Annotated in this window: 19 protein-coding genes; 4 read left to right on the top strand and 15 right to left on the bottom strand. The window is 65.2% G+C overall.

From position 1 onward, the window contains the following. The first annotated feature begins 121 nt into the window (after positions 1-121). The 4 genes from FIU91_RS07660 to FIU91_RS07675 are packed head-to-tail and all read left to right on the top strand — an operon-like array spanning position 122 to position 2527. Positions 122-340, top strand: a complete 219-nt coding sequence (locus FIU91_RS07660; protein ID WP_093012425.1) for a twin-arginine translocase TatA/TatE family subunit — start codon at positions 122-124, stop codon at positions 338-340. 11 nt (positions 341-351) lie between these two features. Then, positions 352-807: a Sec-independent protein translocase protein TatB gene (gene tatB, locus FIU91_RS07665; protein WP_152462045.1), complete on the top strand. Its 456-nt coding sequence runs from the start codon at positions 352-354 to the stop codon at positions 805-807. Beyond that, positions 804-1688, top strand: a complete 885-nt coding sequence (tatC, locus tag FIU91_RS07670) for a twin-arginine translocase subunit TatC (protein ID WP_093012431.1) — start codon at positions 804-806, stop codon at positions 1686-1688. Before tatB ends, tatC begins: the two co-directional genes overlap by 4 nt. Continuing rightward, positions 1685-2527, top strand: a complete 843-nt coding sequence (locus FIU91_RS07675; RefSeq protein WP_152462046.1) for an ATP-binding protein — start codon at positions 1685-1687, stop codon at positions 2525-2527. Before tatC ends, FIU91_RS07675 begins: the two co-directional genes overlap by 4 nt. Positions 2528-2542: 15 nt before the next feature. On the opposite strand, the gene FIU91_RS07680 is transcribed toward FIU91_RS07675, so the two are convergent. From FIU91_RS07680 to pyrC, 15 genes are all read right to left on the bottom strand, one after another. Beyond that, positions 2543-3724, bottom strand: coding sequence for a LysM peptidoglycan-binding domain-containing M23 family metallopeptidase (locus FIU91_RS07680; RefSeq protein ID WP_152462047.1), 1182 nt, complete (start codon positions 3722-3724; stop codon positions 2543-2545). A 71-nt stretch (positions 3725-3795) separates the two neighbouring features. Beyond that, positions 3796-4440 carry a protein-L-isoaspartate(D-aspartate) O-methyltransferase gene (locus tag FIU91_RS07685; protein ID WP_152462048.1) on the bottom strand — a complete coding sequence of 215 codons (645 nt, stop codon included), beginning with the start codon at positions 4438-4440 and terminating at the stop codon, positions 3796-3798. Beyond that, entirely contained in the window at positions 4437-5222 is a 786-nt protein-coding gene (gene surE, locus FIU91_RS07690; protein ID WP_152462049.1) for a 5'/3'-nucleotidase SurE, read from the bottom strand. The genes FIU91_RS07685 and surE overlap by 4 nt, the downstream gene beginning before the upstream one ends. 90 nt (positions 5223-5312) lie before the next feature. Continuing rightward, positions 5313-5954: an SDR family oxidoreductase gene (locus FIU91_RS07695; protein WP_152462050.1), complete on the bottom strand. Its 642-nt coding sequence runs from the start codon at positions 5952-5954 to the stop codon at positions 5313-5315. A gap of 33 nt (positions 5955-5987) precedes the next feature. Then, complete coding sequence (locus FIU91_RS07700; RefSeq protein WP_152462051.1) at positions 5988-6263, bottom strand: amidophosphoribosyltransferase; 276 nt, start codon at positions 6261-6263, stop codon at positions 5988-5990. A gap of 111 nt (positions 6264-6374) precedes the next feature. Continuing rightward, complete coding sequence (locus FIU91_RS07705; RefSeq protein WP_172974966.1) at positions 6375-6941, bottom strand: DUF2199 domain-containing protein; 567 nt, start codon at positions 6939-6941, stop codon at positions 6375-6377. Next, the gene (gene purF / locus FIU91_RS07710; RefSeq protein WP_093012454.1) at positions 6938-8398 is read right to left on the bottom strand and encodes an amidophosphoribosyltransferase; all 1461 of its coding nucleotides are present in this window, start codon (positions 8396-8398) and stop codon (positions 6938-6940) included. Before purF ends, FIU91_RS07705 begins: the two co-directional genes overlap by 4 nt. A 144-nt stretch (positions 8399-8542) precedes the next feature. Next, positions 8543-9115 (bottom strand): CvpA family protein, encoded by a 573-nt coding sequence (locus FIU91_RS07715; RefSeq protein WP_093012457.1) that lies wholly within the window; start codon positions 9113-9115, stop codon positions 8543-8545. A gap of 27 nt (positions 9116-9142) precedes the next feature. After that, entirely contained in the window at positions 9143-10513 is a 1371-nt protein-coding gene (gene radA, locus FIU91_RS07720; RefSeq protein ID WP_093012460.1) for a DNA repair protein RadA, read from the bottom strand. Positions 10514-10560: 47 nt separating this feature from the next. After that, positions 10561-11424: a DNA repair protein gene (locus FIU91_RS07725; protein WP_152462053.1), complete on the bottom strand. Its 864-nt coding sequence runs from the start codon at positions 11422-11424 to the stop codon at positions 10561-10563. Between the two features lie 165 nt (positions 11425-11589). Continuing rightward, complete coding sequence (locus FIU91_RS07730; protein WP_152462054.1) at positions 11590-11979, bottom strand: hypothetical protein; 390 nt, start codon at positions 11977-11979, stop codon at positions 11590-11592. 1 nt (position 11980) lies between these two features. Further along, a complete protein-coding gene (gene alr / locus FIU91_RS07735) occupies positions 11981-13015 on the bottom strand; it encodes an alanine racemase (protein ID WP_152462055.1) in 1035 nt (344 codons plus the stop codon). 74 nt (positions 13016-13089) lie between these two features. Then, positions 13090-14580, bottom strand: a complete 1491-nt coding sequence (locus FIU91_RS07740; protein WP_152462056.1) for a replicative DNA helicase — start codon at positions 14578-14580, stop codon at positions 13090-13092. Positions 14581-14843: 263 nt separating this feature from the next. Then, positions 14844-15527 (bottom strand): orotate phosphoribosyltransferase, encoded by a 684-nt coding sequence (locus tag FIU91_RS07745; protein ID WP_152462057.1) that lies wholly within the window; start codon positions 15525-15527, stop codon positions 14844-14846. A 17-nt stretch (positions 15528-15544) separates the two neighbouring features. Further along, the gene (pyrC, locus tag FIU91_RS07750; protein ID WP_152463684.1) at positions 15545-16582 is read right to left on the bottom strand and encodes a dihydroorotase; all 1038 of its coding nucleotides are present in this window, start codon (positions 16580-16582) and stop codon (positions 15545-15547) included. Between the last annotated feature and the right edge of the window lie 20 nt (positions 16583-16602).

Raw genomic sequence — 16602 nt, forward strand, 5'->3', positions numbered from 1 at the left:
GAAGTGTCAGGAAATCCGGCTTTTGGTGCTTTCACCGCTTCGGCTGAACCGTTATTTCACGTTGTGGATTTCGCGAGGTGCGCTCAGGGAACGGCGGCCTTCGGATTTTGGGAGAACGGACATGCTCAACAATATCGGCCTTCCGGGCCTTCTTCTCATCGCCGTCGTCGTGCTGGTCCTTTTCGGACGCGGCAAGATCTCCAGCCTGATGGGCGAGGTCGGCAAAGGCATCACCGCCTTCAAGAAAGGCGTCAAGGACGGCTCCGAAGAGCTCGAAGACGACAAATCCGCCGAGGGCGCGCGCGACGTGACGCCCGAGGAAGAAAAAGACAAGGTCTGAGGCAAGCTTAGATGTTCGACCTCGGCTGGACCGAGCTGCTGGTCATCGGGATCGTCGCGCTTATCGTCGTCGGCCCGAAAGACCTGCCGGTGCTCTTTCGCAATATCGGCCGCTTCGTGGGCAAGGCGAAGGGCATGGCGCGCGAGTTTTCCCGCGCCATGAACGATGCTGCCGACGAGTCGGGCATGCGCGATGTGCAGAAAACCTTCAAATCGGCTGCGAACCCGATGAGTTCGGCGATGGACGGGGTCAAGGACGCCGCGCGCGACCTGTCCTCTTTCAGCGATCCGAACACGCCCGAGAAAAAGCCCGTCCGCGACGCCGAGAAAGACGCCGCGCGCAAGAAGATCGAGGCTGCCTCGGCACGCAAGGCCGCCGAACGCAAGCAGCGTGAGGCCGAGGAGGCCATGAAGAAGGCCAACGAGCTCGAAGAGCGCCTCGGCGGCGATGAGGAGAGCAAGTCGTGAGCGCCCCTGACGAGATCGAGGACAGCTCCGCCCCGCTGATCGAGCATCTGGCGGAATTGCGGAACCGGCTGATCCATTCCGTCGTGGCCTTCCTCATCGGCATGATCATCTGCTTCACGGTGGCGACGCCGATCTTCAACTTCCTGACCGAGCCACTTTGTCAGGTGCTGTCCGAACGCGGACAGAATTGCGACCTGATCTTCATCTCGCCGCAGGAAGGCTTCTTCGTGGCGATCAAGGTCTCGCTCCTGGGCGGGTTTATCCTCGCCTTTCCGTATATCGCCAACCAGATGTGGCGCTTCGTGGCGCCGGGCCTCTACAAGTCCGAGAAAGGCGCGTTCCTGCCGTTCCTCGTGGCCTCGCCCTTCATGTTCTTCCTTGGCGCGTCGTTTGCCTTCTACGTGGTCACGCCGCTCGCCTATGACTTCTTCCTCGGCTTCCAGCAATTCGGCTCTGGCGGAGAGGCGGTCGTGGGTGAAGAGGTTCGCCAGGGTCTCTCGGTCGTCTTCCAGGGGTCCGCCCAGGAATACCTGAACCTCACGATCAAGTTCATCGTGGCCTTCGGTCTCTGTTTCCAGCTTCCGGTTCTCCTGACGCTGATGGGCAAGGCCGGGCTCGTCTCGGCCAAGGGGCTCGGCGAGGTCCGCAAATACGCGGTCGTCGCCATTCTCGTGCTCGCCGCGCTCGTCACCCCGCCCGATGTCATCACGCAGGTGATCCTCTTCGTGGTGGTCTACGGCCTTTACGAAGTGTCGATCCTCCTTGTCGCCCGAGTGGAGCGCAAGCGTATCGCCGAGCTGAAAGAGCAGGGGCTCTGGTTCGAGGATGACGAAGAAGACGAAGACTTCGACGCGGCCAATGACGAGGATACGCGCCGATGAGCGCTGAGGAGTTGGCGCGGATTGCCGGGGCGCTCGAACGGATGGCCCCGGCGCCGCTCGCCGCACCGGATTTCTCTGCCGCCGACGCCTTCGTCTGGCATGTGAGCCCGGACCGGCTTCATCCCGTGACGGCAGTCAATCGCGTCGATCTTTCGCTGCTGCTCGGCATAAACCGGACCCGCGACACCCTTCTGCAGAATACCCGCCAATTCGCGCGCGGCCTGCCTGCGAACAACGCGCTGCTTTGGGGCGCGCGCGGCATGGGCAAGTCTTCGGTCGTGAAAGCCGTCCATGCGGCGATCCTCGAGGAAGGTCTCGATCTCAAGATCGTGGAGCTTCAGCGCGAGGATCTGCCTTCGGTCTCGCGGCTCCTGAACCACCTGCGCGGCGCGCCGCACCGGTTCCTGCTTTTCTGCGACGATCTCTCCTTCGGACATGACGACGAACACTACAAATCCCTCAAGGCGGTGCTCGACGGGGGAATCGAAGGCCGGCCCGAGAACGTCTTGTTCTACGCCACCTCGAACCGCCGGCACCTGATGCCGCGCGACATGATCGAGAACGAGCGCTCGACCGCGATAAACCCCTCTGAAGCGGTAGAAGAGAAGGTCTCGCTCTCGGATCGGTTCGGGCTTTGGCTGGGCTTCCATCCCTGCAGCCAGGATGAATATCTCGACATGATCCGCGGCTATTGCCGCGCCTTTGGCGTCGATATAGGGGAAGACCGGCTCTACGCCGAAGCGATCGAATGGCAGGCGACCCGAGGCGCGCGGTCGGGCCGCGTCGCCTGGCAGTTCTTCACCGATCTTGCAGGCCGCGAGGGCGTCCGCGTCGGCTGATCGCTGACGCCTTCCTCAGTTCAGGTAGAGGTTCGGGTCGACCGCGTCGAAGCCGTCGCGCACTTCGAAATGCATCCGTGCCGGATCGCCCGCGCGCACCTTCGCGATGCTCTGACCCCGGCTCACCGCGTCGCCCTTGGACACCGTGATCCCGTCGATATGCGTGTAGACGGTGAGGATATTGTCCGGGTGCTTGATGACGAGGATCGGAATGCCATCCGTGTTCGTCGTGATCGCGGCGACCGTCCCGCTGGCGGCGGCCTTGACCGAGGTTCCCGCAGGGGCCGCGATATCGATCCCGTCATTTGTGCCGGGCGCGTATTCGCGGATCACCGAGCCGCTGACGGGCATCATGAAGGCGCCGCCCGAACTTTGCGGCTCGCTCACCTGACCCACATCCGGGGCCGGAGCAGCTGCCGCGACGTCCTCCTCCTCCTCTTCTGCCTCGGTCGGCGCCGTCGGTGCCGGAGGCAATGGCTGCGCGGCGGAAGGGGGCGTAGGCGTTGGCGAGCCCTGTCCGGGCTCGGTGACAGGCTCTTCAGCGGCGCTGGCGGTGCTTTGCGCTTGCGAGGCGGCGGTGCTGGTCGGGATCAGCAGGTACTGGCCTTCGCGCACGGTGTAATTCTGATCGAGCCCGTTCCATTCGGCCAGCGCGCGCGGCGTGACGTTGTAGAGCCGCGCGATCGTGTAGGCGGTCTCACCACGCTCGACCTGGTGGCGCACGGGCTCTGCGCCGCCCGGGGCCGGGGCAAGCGTGCCGCTCGTGATCGGTGTGGGCGCCGCGGAGTTGATGGCGTTGTTCGCCAGAGACGCGATGTCGGTGCCGCCATTGGTGCCGGAGGGTTCCGAGACGCGGTTCGGCAGCGCAACGACTTCGCCTGCGCGGAGCGGGTCGTTCTCCTCGATACCATTATAGCGGGCGAGCGACGCAGGCGTGACACCGACGCGCTGGGCCAGCGTGGCGAGCGTATCGCCGCGACGTGCCACGGCGACCTGGTAGGTCGGGTAGGAGATCACCCCCCGGCTGTCGGGGGCGGGCCGATCCGCCGTGGCGTTTACGGCGGCATTCGTCGTGTTCGCGTCGCCCGGCCGCATGTCGATGTCGAGCGGCCCCTCGCAGGCCGCCAGCACGAACGCCGTGAGCACGAGCCCGCCGGTGCGGATACTCGTCTGGAAGTGGCGGGTGCGATCTGCCATCTCGATGTCCCTCAATTTGCGCCGCCCCTTGTCCCCGGAGCGTCCGTTCCCTGTCTGGCGCGTCTGCGCCCTCAACTGTCCCGTCCGAGCCCCTCGACCAGCGGCACGAAGCGCACCGGGCGAAGCTCGTCATAATCAAATCCGGTCTCGCTGCGCGTCACCCGTATGAGGCGTTGCACCGCGTCCGACTGCCCGACCGGCAAGACCATGATACCGCCGATCTTGAGCTGCGCCAAGAGTGGCCCCGGCGGGTCTTCGGCGGCGGCGGTCACGATTATGCGGTCGAACGGGGCCTGATCGGGCAAACCGTGACTGCCATCGGCGGTAAAGGCGGTGATATTCACGAGCCCCATGCCGTCGAAGACCTCGCGCGCTTCGCGGACGAGGCGCATATGCCGGTCGACTGTATAGACCCTCCGCGCGAGCTGGCTCAGCACCGCCGCCTGGTAGCCCGACCCGGTCCCGACCTCTAGAACCTTGTCGCGCGAGCTCACCTTGAGGGCCTGCGTCATCAAGCCGACGACCGAGGGCTGCGAGATGGTCTGCCCACAGGCAATCGGCAGCGGCATGTCCTCGTAGGCGCGATCGGTGAAATAATGGCGGATAAAGGCGGCGCGGTCGACGGTTTCCATCGCGTGCAGAACGCTCTTGTCGGTCACTCCGCGCGAGCGGAGCGCAAAGAGAAACTGCATCTTGCGTTCCGCCTCGGGCGTCATGAAAGCGCGTCTCCGAGATCGTTCAGCGCATCATGGGCCGTCAGATCCGCGCGCATCGGCGTGACTGAGATATAGCCATCGAGGTTCACCGCGGCATCGGCCTCGGGCAGGGTGCGCGCCCGCTGGTCGCCGCCCTTGATCCAGAGAAACCGGCGTCCCGCGGGCGAGAGCTGCGGCTCGACCGAGAAACCTGTGCCGGGCCGTTTGCCCTGGATCGCGGGTTTCATGCCCCTGACCGCGCTGGCTGGCACGGGCGGGAAGTTGACGTTGTAGAACAGCCGGTAGCCCGCCTCGGGCGTGTCCATAAGCGGCAGGAGCCGACGGATCGTGTCGGCCCCGTGCGCCCGCGCGGCTTCGAACATATCAGGCGCGTTCCAGTTCTCGGGGCCAAGGAATTGCGACAGCGCGATTGCGGGCAGGTCTTGCAGCGCCGCTTCCATCGCTGCGCCGATCGTGCCGGAATAAAGGACGTTCTCGGCAGAATTGTTGCCGCGATTGACGCCCGACAGAACGAGGTCGGGGGGCGTGTCCCGCATTACGTCATGAATGGCGGCGAGCACGCAATCGGCGGGGCTGCCTTCGGCGGCATAGGTGCGCTCTGCGAGCTCGGAGACCATGAAGGGCCGCGAATAGGAGATCGTATGCCCGACGCCCGATTGCTCGAACGCGGGCGCCACAGTCCAGACCTCGCCGCCGGGACCGGCAATATCTTCGGCGATTTCGCGCATGGCTTTGAGCCCGGGGGCATTGATGCCGTCGTCATTGGTGATGAGGATACGCATGAAACCGCCTATTCGCCTGCTCTCGACGTGCATACGGAAAGGGGCCCAAAGGGGCAAGGTGCGCCAGCCCGCGAGTGCGGACTCAGCGACCTAGAGGATCTCGGGAAGGAGCGTTGCGGCCGCGTCTTGCGGGCTCGGCAGGCTGTCGGTGTCCTCGCCCGGAAAGAACCGGCCGCGCGTGGCGCTGCGAAAGGGCTCGGGCGTCAGGATGCGGATATCGGGACCGGTGGTCGCGGTCTCCGCCGCCCAAGAGCGCACAAGCGCCATCTGTCCGGCTTTCGTCGAACCATAGAGACCGAAGAACTTCTGCCCGCCGCGCGGATCATCGAAGAAGACCGCGCGTCCCTCGGGTCCGATCAGCGCCGAGATGAACGGAATGAGATGCCCCATCGCGGTCATGTTGGTTTCGACCGACTTCGACCAATCCTTTTCGGTGACATGGTCCGCCGGCGTCAGCGGCCCCGCATGAACCGCGGTATGGATCCAAAGCGCGGCACCGCCCCACCGATCATGGATCGAGCGACAGAGATGTGCCATCGCATCGCGCTGTGTAATGTCCATCGGCGCGAGCGTCGCCTCGCCGCCGCGGGCCTTGATACGGTCGTCGAGGTCTTCCAGCCCGCCCACGGTGCGCGCCACGGCGATCACGTGATGTGTGTCCGAAAGCGCCTCGGCGAGGGCGAATCCGAGGCCGCGGGAGGCACCAGTGATGAGCGCTGCAGGTTTGGTCATGGCGAGGGCATGTGGATCAGCCCGAAGGCGGTGTCAACTCCCACGCCGGGTCTCGGGCATCTGGATCCAGGTCGTGCGCCCGGTATGGTCCGCGAGCGCCAGCCCGCGTTCGTCGATCGCCGCGACGACCTGCCGTCCGACCTGCGTGCCCGGCTCGACCTTGGCGGTCTCGCCCGACGGCAGACGCAGAAGCGCGGAGGGATTTTCCTCGGTGCCCATCACGCCGAGAAGCGACAGGCGGCGAAGGTCGATTTCGGCACGGATCGTCGCCGTGTCGGCGACGTTTTTCGGGGTCTGGGACTCGGCCATTTCTGCCTCACTGCGTTAACGTGCGCGGCGAAATATGGGGCCTGCCGCAGTGCAGCAAGGGGGCGCAAAAGGTTTGGGCGAAAGGACGCGCAGAGGCCGGCAAGGATTGGCTCAGGCCTGTCCCGTCAGGTGCGGGCGCAGGTCTTCGCCAAGGCCCGCATAAAGGTCGAGGAGTGCGTCGAAGGACAGACCGCTTGATGCGGCCTCGGCGAGCACGCTGCCGGGGTCTGGGGCAAACCGCGGGCGGGTATCGGGCGCGCCGAGGATCAAATTGCCGGTAAAGAGACCGGGGACCGGGTCGGGCAGAATGTTGGCGAGCGTCGCCGGGATGGTCCTCTCGGCGCTTTCTCCCGCCTCGATCCGGTCGAGCGCCTCGTAGAAATCCTCGGGCGCAACCTCGGCCCAGGGCGCAAGGTGGACGGCGTCTTCAGCGCCGCGCACCGGGAACGCGAGATGCGCGCGCAGGAAGCGGCGCGCGCCAAGACGGCACAGCTCGGTAGAAAGCTTGTCCTCGCCTTCCGCGACAACATCCCCCGCCTCCGGCTCCGCGAAAGGCCAGTCGTCCGGCGCACCGAAACCGATATCGATCAGCCCCCCGAAACTCCGCCCACAGCAGGGGCAGACGTAGTCGGGATCATTCAGCCGCCGCCAGCGTGCGTCGAGGTCGAGGAGGTTCACTCCGCCGCCGTCTTGAGCTGGAAGCCCTTCTCGATCTGGTCGGAGGGCGCCACGGGGTATTCGCCCGAGAAACACGCATCGCAATATTGCGGCGCGGCGTCGTCGCGGCCTTTTGCTTCGCCGACGGCGCGATACAGCCCGTCGAGCGAGATGAAGCGCAACGAGTCGATCCCGAGGTGATCGCGCATTTCGTCCTCCGACATGCTGGCGGCGAGCAGTTTCTCGCGCTGCGGTGTGTCGACGCCGTAGAAGCAGGGCCAGGCCGTGGGCGGGCTCGCGATACGGAAATGCACCTCGGCGGCGCCGGCATCGAGGATCATCTCCTTGATCTTGCGGCTCGTGGTGCCGCGCACGACCGAGTCGTCGACGAGGATCACGCGCTTGCCCTCGATAAGGGCGCGGTTGACGTTGAGCTTGAGACGCACGCCCATGTTGCGGATCTGCTCGGTCGGCTCGATGAAGGTGCGGCCCATATACTGGTTCCGCACGATGCCCATGCCGTAGGGGATGCCCGATTCCGCGGCATAGCCTATGGCGGCAGGCGTGCCGCTGTCGGGCACCGGGCAGACGAGATCCGCCTCGACGGGCGCTTCGCGCGCCAGCTCCACGCCGATCTGGTGGCGTGTCTCGTAGACGGAGCGCCCGCCGATCAGCGAGTCGGGGCGAGAGAAATAGACATGCTCGAAGATGCAGAAGCGCGGACGCTGCGGGCGAAACGGACGATGGCTTTCGACGCCTTTATCTTCGGTGATGACGACCATCTCGCCAGGTTCGATCTCGCGCACGAAGTCGGCGCCGATGATATCTAGCGCGCAGGTCTCGGAGGCAAGGCACCACGCATCGCCCACGCGTCCGAGGACAAGCGGGCGCACGCCCAGAGGATCGCGCACGCCGATGAGCTTGGTGCGCGTCATCGCTATGACCGAGAAGGCCCCTTCAACCCGGCGGAGCGCGTCTTCCATCCGGGCGGGGATGTCGCGCTGAAGCGAGCGGGCCATGAGGTGGATGATGCACTCGCTGTCCGAGGAGGACTGGAAGATCGAGCCGCGTTCGATGAGCTCGCGGCGCAGCGCGTCGGCATTGGTGATATTGCCGTTATGCGCGATGGCGACACCGCCCACCGAGAACTCGCCGAAGAAGGGCTGCACGTCGCGGATCTGCGTCGGACCCTTCGAGCCGGACGTCGAATACCGCACATGCCCGATCGCGAGGCTGCCCGGCAGGGTCTGCATCAGCGATTGCGATGTGAAATTGTCGCGCACATAGCCGAAGCGCCGCGCCGAGTTGAAACCCTGGCTCGCCTCGTAGGAGACGATGCCGCCGGCTTCCTGCCCGCGATGCTGAAGCGCGTGAAGGCCGAGGGCCACGAAATTCGCCGCGTCGCTTCCGCCGACAAGTCCGAAGATACCGCATTCCTCGCGGAGCTTGTCGTCGTCGAAGGGATGGGCGAGGGGCATTTGGGGGTCGGACAAAGGGCCGCTCCGAATCCATGTCTGCTTGCAGCCCGTACTTAGTCGCTCAAGCGCGCGCTGTCACGGAACTATCACAGAAGAATTGCCCGCTGCGACACGACGCGCCGCGATGCGCTGCCCTGAGGTCAATCAGGCGTCGTTTGCACCGGGAAGATCGCACACGCCGACCAGCTCTTCGTACTGGCGGGTCACCCAGCCGAGCGCCTCGTCGGGGTTCTGCTCTTCGATCCGGTCGGTGAAGCGCGAGAAGACCGCCGAGGCGCGGCTGTCATTGACCATCGCGATATCCTGCGAGGTGATGACGGTCTCGTAGACGAAGAAGCCGACCGCCACGAGCAGGATGCCGCGTGCCACACCGAAGAGAAACCCGAGGCCCTGGTCGAGCCCGCCAAGCGCCGAGCGCTGCACGATGCTCGAGAAGAGCGGGGTGAAGAACGACACGATGATGAGCGCGAGAGCGAAGACGGCGGCGAAGGCCGCGATGATCGACAATTCGCAGCTATCGGCAAGGAAGTCACCGATGACGGGCAATTCCTTGACCAGCGGCTGCGCTTGCGGTGCGAAGATGAATGCGAGAAACGCGGCCGCGACCCATCCGGCAATTGCCATCGCCTCGCGAACAAGCCCGCGGGAATAGGCGAGCAGCGCGGACAAGACGATGACGACCGCCACCACGGCGTCGATTATGGTGAAGCCTTCCATAAGCCTGCTCTTCCTCACTCTCGGGCGCTAGCCTGCGCCGAATATCTCGCCCACGAAGGCCGCCAGATCGCCCATGCGCGACAGCCGCAATCCCGATGCATCGACCGCCTTGCCGCCTTCAGGCGCGATCGCGGCGGAGAAACCAAGTTTCTGCGCCTCTTTCAACCTGTTTTCGGTCTGAGACACGGGGCGCAACGCTCCTGATAGGCTGATTTCGCCGAAAACGACAGTTTCGGGAGGCAGCGCCGCGTCCTCCCGAGCGGAAAGTAGCGCAGCCGCCACAGCGAGGTCCGCAGCGGGCTCGGAGATTTTCATGCCGCCCGCGACGTTGAGATAGACGTCGAGCCCGGTGAAGGGGATACCGCAGCGCGCCTCGAGAACCGCGAGGATCATCGCCAGCCGGCCGCCGTCCCACCCGACAGTGGTGCGGCGCGGCTGGGCAAGCGAGGTCGGCGCGACGAGCGCCTGGAATTCGCAGAGAACGGGCCGCGTGCCCTCGATCCCGGCGAAGACCACCGAGCCCGGCGCGGGCTCTCCGCGCTCGGACAGGAAAAGGGCCGAGGGGTTCGTGACCTCGGAAAGCCCGCCGCCGGTCATCTCGAAGACGCCGATCTCGTCGGCCGGGCCGAAGCGGTTCTTGACCGCCCGCAGAATGCGGAACTGGTGCCCGCGCTCGCCCTCGAAATAGACAACCGTATCGACCATGTGCTCGACGACGCGCGGGCCGGCGATCTGGCCTTCCTTGGTGACGTGACCGACCATGATGACGGCGGTATTGCGCCGCTTGGCGAAACTCGTCAGCTCATGCGCCGCGGCGCGCACCTGCGCGACGGAGCCCGGCGCGCTTTCCACGTGGTCGGCCCACATGGTCTGCACCGAGTCGATGATCGCAAGGTCGGGCCGTTCCGCCTCGAGCGTCGTGAGGATGTCGCGCAGGTTGGTCTCGGCGCCGAGCATCACCGGCGCCTTGCCGAGACCGAGGCGCTGGGCCCGCATCCGGATCTGCGCCGAAGCTTCCTCGCCCGAGATATACACGACCTTGAGGCCCGCTCCGGCGAAGGAGGCCGCCGCCTGCAGAAGCAGCGTCGATTTGCCGATACCGGGATCACCGCCGACGAGAATGGCAGAGGCCGGCACCAAGCCGCCGCCGAGAACGCGGTCGAGTTCGGCGAGACCCGACGCGGTGCGGGGAGGTGGCGCCTCCTCTGCCGCAAGGCCCGTCAGCGGAACCTGTCGCCCTCGCGAGGCGCCCAGTGTCTTCGCAGCAGGGCCGGACGACAGCGGCGCTTCTTCATGAATGGAGTTCCACTCGCCGCACGCCTCGCACCGGCCCGACCACTTGGTCGTGACGTTGCCGCATTTGGAGCAGACGAAATTCGCTTTGGACGCTTTGGCCATGGCGCGCTTGTGGCCGATCGGCCCGGGGCAGGCAAGCGCCCCCGGCGCTACTGCGCGGCCTTGCGCGAAATCAGCTCGATGATCTCGGGTCCGGGTGCGGTGTCGTCGTCATACTCCTCGCCCGTATCCTCGGCATAGAGCCAGTCGCGCTCGCCGGTCGCGATGAGGTCCGCAGCGCTCTCGGTTTCGCTGTCCTGCGCCACTTCGGGTGCAAACGCTTCGGGCAGGATATCCATGAGATCTTCGCGAAGGCGCGTCAGCTGGCTCTTGGCGACCGACTCGTCGAGTTCCACCGCGTCGACCCATTGACGCAGCTCCGTCGCCGTCGCCTTTGCGCCGCTCAGGCGCTGATTGAAATCTTCCAGCTCATTCTGGCGCTGGATCAGGAAGTCGCGCGCCCGCGCCACGGCGTCGTCGGAATAGACGGAGGCAAGATCGCGGCTGATATGGCTCATCTGGGCGGCAACCTCGATCACCGGCGCTTCGAGTTCGGCGAGGTCGGGATGATCCCGCAGATAGGCGATGCGTTCGCGGACGGAGTCGAATTCCGACTTCAGGTTGAAATTACCCCCGCGATCGGCCGCATGCGCGATCCTGTAGGCGCGGGTCACATCCTCCATCGTCATGTTGAAGCGGCGATGCGACGTCTCGAGCGCCATGACCCGGGCATTGCCGGGAAGATAGGCCAGCAAGCCGACGATGAGCGTGGTGACGGCGATCTGAACGATCATTCCCGCTTCGTGATAGGCCCGATCCCCGAATGTCAGACCGAGATCCAGCCACGCCGTGTGGCCGAGTGCTGCCGACATCGTCCATGCTATGGCAGCAAGTCCGAGAAGAATGAGAAGTGCGGCAGTTATGAACTGGAACGTGACGCGGACGATCCATGCGAGCGACGCGGCGGTTTTCATCAAAGAGCCCCCAGACCCGGAAGAGAATCATGTTTTTTACCGCTCGACATCGGCGATATTACGCCGACAACGCGCAAAAGCATTAAAAAGGTTCAAAAATTTTTTGCGTGCGGCGCGAAGTGTGACAATCCCGCTTGCCCAGCGCGGATTGTTCGCGCCTCGATGCTATCCGAGCGTTGCCGCCCAGAGACCGAGAAACCCCGCGAGAAGCGCGATATGCGCGACGTCGATCCAGCGCCGCGCACGCGATGGCAGGATGGCAGAGACGAAGAACAGCGCGGACAAGGCTAGCGGCACCCTCAGACCCTGTCCGGCGGCAAGAAGGCGCGCGAGCGGCGGGTAATACCCATTTGTCTGCAATCCCAAAGCCGGGGCGAAAGTCACAAGGATGAAGAGTGCACAGAGGGCCGCGACGAGACCTGCGACCAGCCGGCTTCGCCCCTTGGCAAGCACTAGTCGTAGCAGCGCCAGGCCGAATAGCACTTCGAGATAAATAAATCGCTTGGCAAAGATCAGCGCCATCAGCAGCGGATCGGGCTGAAACGCGCTTTCCATCTCAGCCTCCGGTATAGCGCCGGGCATACCGGGCGCCGAGCGCGGTCAGGATTTCGTAGCCGATCGTGCCGGCCGCATCGGCCAGCGTGTCGATGCTCTGGTGGCGGCCCAGAAGCTCGACGTGATCCGGCACGGGCTCTATGCCGGTGACATCGACGCCGATCAGGTCCATCGAGATACGTCCGAGCACCTTGCAACGCGTCTCGCCCGCATAGACGTAGGCTTTGGGCCCCATGCCGCGCAGGACGCCATCCGCATAGCCCGCCGCGATGGTCGCGACCCGGGTCGGACGGCGCGCGATCCAGGTGTTCCCATACCCCACGCTCTCACCGGGCGCGACTTCGCGGACCTGGATTACCGGGATGTCGAGATAGGCGACGGGCTGGGCGTCAATGAAGGGCAGGCCGCCATAGAGGCCGATGCCGGGGCGCGAAAGATCGAAGTGATAGTCGGGGCCCATCAGAATCCCGCCCGTCGCCGACAAGGACAGCGGCACGTCGAGCCCGTACGTCAGCTCGGCGAAGGTTCGCAGTTGGAAATCGTTCATGCCGTGCTGCGGCTCGTCGGAACAGGCGAGGTGGCTCATCACCAGGACAGGGTTCTGTGCCAGCGCGATATCCCGCAACGCGCCCCATTCGGCGGGTTCCATGCCGAGCCGGTTCATGCCCGAATCCAGCTGCACGCCGAAGGGATGACCCGGCAACGCCTCGACATGTCGGAGCATCTGGTCGATCGAATTGATCATCGGGACGAGATCTGCGCTGGCGATCAGCTCCGCATCGCCGGGCATATGCCCGGAAAACACGCTGATCGTCGGGCCGGGGCCGAGGATCCGGCGCAGAGCCGCGCCTTCCTCGGCGATGGCGACGAAGAAGTGCCGCGCACCTTCCTCTGCCAAGGCCGGGGCCACGCGATCGGCCCCGAGACCATAGGCATTTGCCTTCACGACCGCCGCGGTCTCGCCGCCATTCTGCCGGGCGAGGTTGCGCCAGTTACCGCGGATCGCGTCGAGATCGATGGTCAAGGTCGGTTGCATGGCGCACGTCTTGTCATGGCGGCGCGCGACGTCAAGCGGAGAATGCGTCGAGGCAGTGCCCGACGCTAGCCTCCTCAGAACGTGCCGCTTTCCTGCTGCCAGGGTTTGACGAGGTTGCCGAAGCGCGTGAAGCGGCCCTCGAAGCTGAGCTCGACGGTGCCGATGGGGCCATGACGCTGCTTGCCGATGATGACCTCGGCCTTGCCATGCAGGCGCTCCATCTCCTCCTGCCAGGCGGCCATTTTGTCGAGATCATGGTCGCCGGGCTTCTCGCGCTCCTTGTAGTATTCCTCCCGGAAGACGAACATCACGACGTCGGCGTCCTGCTCGATCGAGCCCGATTCCCGCAGGTCCGACAGCTGCGGACGTTTGTCGTCGCGGCTCTCCACCGTCCGGCTGAGCTGCGAGAGCGCGACGACGGGGATGTCGAGCTCCTTGGCGATGGCCTTGAGGCCCATCGAGATCTCCGCGATCTCCTGCACGCGGTTGTCGCCGCGCCCCGAGCCGCGCACGAGCTGCAGGTAGTCGACCATCAGCACGTCGAGCCCGTGGGTGCGCTTGAGGCGCCGCGCGCGTGCTGCGAGCTGCGCGATGGGCAGGGCTGGGGTGTCGTCGATATAGAGCGGGCAGGCCTCGAGGCTTTTCGCGGCTTCGACGAAACGGCGGAATTCCTCCTCGGTCATGTCACCCCGGCGGATCTGTTCCGATGGAACCTCCGCCGCCTCGGAGAGGATCCGGGCAGCCAGCTGCTCGGCCGACATCTCTAGCGAGTAAAAGCCCACGACGCCGCCTTCGATCGCGCCTTCGGTCCCGTCGGGCCTGATGCCGCGCTTGTAAGCCTTGGCGATATTGAAGGCGACGTTCGTCGCAAGCGAGGTCTTGCCCATCGAGGGACGGCCCGCGAGGATCAGAAGGTCGGACTTGTGAAGCCCGCCGAGCTTCTTGTCGAGATCGACGAGGCCCGTGGAAACACCCGCGAGCCCGCCCTCGCGCTGATAGGCGGCGTTGGCCACGTTCACCGCATCGGTCACCGCGCGCAGGAAGGAGACGAAGCCCTGTTCGGCCTGGCCTTGCTCGGCCATCCGGTAAAGCGCCTGCTCCGCCTCTACGATCTGCTCGCGCGGCTCCGAGGCGACATCGACCTTGGCGGCCTTGTCGGAAATCTCGCGCCCAAGCCCGATCAGATCGCGGCGCACGGCGAGATCGTAGATCATCTGGGCGTAGTCCTTGACCGCGAAGGACGAGATCGCGGCGCCTGCCAGGCGGACGAGGTACTCGGGGCCGCCCAGCTCTTTCAGGCCTTCGTCATCGGCCATGAAGGCCTTGAGCGTCACCGGTGAGGCGAGGTTGTTCTTGGCGATCCGCGCGGCGGCCACCTCGAAGATGCGCGCATGCACGGGATCGTAGAAATGTTTGGCCGAGATGATTGCCGCAACCCGGTCATAGACATCGTTGTTGGTCAGGATCGCGCCCAGGAGCTGCTGCTCGGCCTCGATGGAATGGGGCATCGTATCGGGCGATTGCACCTCGGCGCCGGTCGGGTTGAAGCTCGTGATCTCGTTCATGCCTGCCCTCGATTCTGCCTCTGCTGCCCCGAGGTGCCTTCATTAGGATATCGCTGCGGGGCCGGGCAAATTGTATCTTTCTGGGGATAAGTCAGGCAGCGTTCGAAGCCGCCCGGCGCGCCTGTGATCGGGCTGATGTTGCGGCGCGTGGGGCGCGTCTGTCAACATCTGGGAGGCATCCCGCGTGGCTGCTGCGGGAGCGAGGGGCCAGCCCCTCGCACTCCCCGCGGGTATTTGGACCAATCCAAAGAGGGGGCATGCGCTCAGCCAGGCGAGCGTCGCGCCTCCTGCCAGGCGCGGGGATCTCGGAGGAAGGTCTCGACCTCTGCCAGGGTCTCGGCGTCGAAGGCGGCGCGGCGGCGGGCCTCGGCCAGAACGTCCCACCAAGTGCAGAGGTGGTGCAGTTCCACGCCATGATCGCCAAGCGTCTTCCGCGTCTCGGGAAAGATGTCGTAGTAGAAGATCACCGCCGTATGGGCGCAGCTCGCACCGGTCTCGCGTATCGCATCCACGAAGGAAAGTTTCGAGCCGCCATCGGTGGTCAGGTCTTCCACCAGAAGCACCCGCTGGCCTTCGCGCATCGCGCCCTCGATACGGGCATTGCGGCCGTAGCCTTTGGGCTTTTTACGCACATAGCTCATCGGCAGCGCCATCCGCTCTGCCACGAGCGCTGCGAAGGGAATCCCCGCCGTTTCGCCGCCCGCGATATTGTCGAACGCTTCGAGCCCGGCATTCCGCATCACCGTGACCGTCAGGAAATCCATCAGCGTTGCGCGGATGCGCGGAAATGAAATCAGCTTGCGGCAATCGATATAGGAGGGCGAGGGCAGGCCGGAGGCGAGGATATAGGGCTCGCGCGTATTGAAGTTCACCGCCTCGATATCGAGCAGCATCTGCGCGGTCAGACGCGCGATCTCTTCGGCAGGAGGATAGCTGGAGGGGATCATGGGCAAACCTTCTCGTCTCAGTCCGTCACGCGCCAGTGCAGCGGGAAGCCGGGATCGAACACCGTCACCGGCCCGTCGCCGGTCTCGATCCGCTCGGGGTAGTCGACAGGTGCGCCGCGGCTCAGGGTGATGGTCTCGTCATTGGGGGGCAGGCCGTAAAAGGCCGGCCCGTTCAGCGATGCAAAGGCTTCGAGCGTGCCCAGTGCCTCGTCCTGTTCGAACACCTCTGCAAGGATCGACAGGGTGTTGGTCGCCGTGAAGCACCCCGCGCAACCGCAGGCGGTCTCTTTCGCCGCGTCGACATGCGGGGCGCTGTCGGTGCCGAGAAAGAAGCTGTCCTCGCCGCTCGTCGCCGCCGCACGCAGCGCCAGCCGGTGAATTTCTCGCTTGGCGACCGGCAGGCAGTAGTAATGCGGCCGGATGCCGCCCGCGAGGATGTGGTTGCGGTTGATCACGAGGTGATGGGTGGTGATCGTCGCCCCGATATCGGGCCCGCCCGCGCGCACGTATTCAACGCCGTCGCGGGTGGTGATGTGCTCCATCACGACGCGCAGACCCGGCGTCCTCTCGCGCAACGGCTCAAGCACGCGGTCGATGAACACCCTCTCCCGATCGAAGATATCGACCTCGGCATCGGTGACCTCGCCGTGCACGCAGAGCGGCAGGCCGATCTCGGCCATGCGTTCGAGCACCGGGCGGATCCGGTCGAAATCGCGCACTCCTGAGGCGGAATTGGTCGTCGCGCCGGCTGGGTAGAGCTTGACCGCGCGGATGAGGCCCTCGGCGTGAGCGCGCGCGACATCCTCGGGATCGGTCTTTTCCGTCAGGTAGAGCGTCATCAACGGCTCGAAGGCCGCGCCTTCCGGCAGCGCCTCGAGGATTCGGCCCCGATAGGCGGCGGCGTCATCTCCGGTCACCACGGGCGGCACCAGGTTCGGCATGATGATCGCGCGGGCGAAGTGGCGCGCGGTCTCTGGAAGGACGGCCTTCAGCATCGCGCCGTCGCGCAGATGCAGGTGCCAATCGTCGGGGCGGCGGATCGAGAGCGTCGTCATGGCGCGAGCCGTTAGCAGCT

The organism is Roseivivax sp. THAF30, assembly GCF_009363575.1.
Classification (GTDB): Bacteria; Pseudomonadota; Alphaproteobacteria; order Rhodobacterales; family Rhodobacteraceae; genus Roseivivax; species Roseivivax halotolerans.